The organism is Paenibacillus sp. HJGM_3, assembly GCF_045062745.1.
Lineage (GTDB): Bacteria > Bacillota > Bacilli > Paenibacillales > NBRC-103111 > Paenibacillus_AA.
In genome coordinates this window covers 1-926 of the sequence record NZ_JBJGED010000064.1, presented here as the reverse complement: position 1 = coordinate 926, position 926 = coordinate 1, and the positions used below count along the sequence as shown (strand labels likewise).

Genomic DNA, 926 nt, shown 5'->3' with positions numbered 1-926 from the left:
CCGCACAAGCAGTGGAGTATGTGGTTTAATTCGAAGCAACGCGAAGAACCTTACCAGGTCTTGACATCCCCCTGAATATCCTAGAGATAGGGTAGGCCTTTCGGGGACAGGGGAGACAGGTGGTGCATGGTTGTCGTCAGCTCGTGTCGTGAGATGTTGGGTTAAGTCCCGCAACGAGCGCAACCCTTGATCTTAGTTGCCAGCACCTCGGGTGGGCACTCTAGGATGACTGCCGGTGACAAACCGGAGGAAGGCGGGGATGACGTCAAATCATCATGCCCCTTATGACCTGGGCTACACACGTACTACAATGGCCGGTACAACGGGCTGCGAAGCCGCGAGGCGGAGCCAATCCCAGAAAGCCGGTCTCAGTTCGGATTGCAGGCTGCAACTCGCCTGCATGAAGTCGGAATTGCTAGTAATCGCGGATCAGCATGCCGCGGTGAATACGTTCCCGGGTCTTGTACACACCGCCCGTCACACCACGAGAGTTTACAACACCCGAAGTCGGTGGGGTAACCCGCAAGGGAGCCAGCCGCCGAAGGTGGGGTAGATGATTGGGGTGAAGTCGTAACAAGGTAGCCGTATCGGAAGGTGCGGCTGGATCACCTCCTTTCTATGGAGTACTTCCGGTCCTGTGGGGACCGGGTACAAAACATCGTCGTTTCATTTGTTCAGTTTTGATGGAATTTTTTAATTTCATCTTTTCGGGGCCATAGCTCAGCTGGGAGAGCGCCTGCCTTGCAAGCAGGAGGTCAGGAGTTCGATCCTCCTTGGCTCCACCAAAAACGATCTTACCTTCCAGAAAATACGGTGTTGCACCGTGTAGACGGATGTGCTAAGATAGCTCTTGCCGCCAAAACGGCACAGCAACTTTGTTCCTTGAAAACTGGATAGCGAAACGATAACGAGAACTAGAGCAATCT

1 tRNA gene and 1 rRNA gene are annotated in these 926 nt (G+C 53.8%); both read left to right on the top strand.

The features are described from left to right. Window positions 1-616: ribosomal RNA gene (locus tag ACI5FR_RS33810) — 16S ribosomal RNA — on the top strand; the annotation flags it as partial. A gap of 93 nt (window positions 617-709) precedes the next feature. Next, window positions 710-785: transfer RNA gene (locus tag ACI5FR_RS33805), tRNA-Ala, on the top strand. Window positions 786-926: the final 141 nt, after the last annotated feature.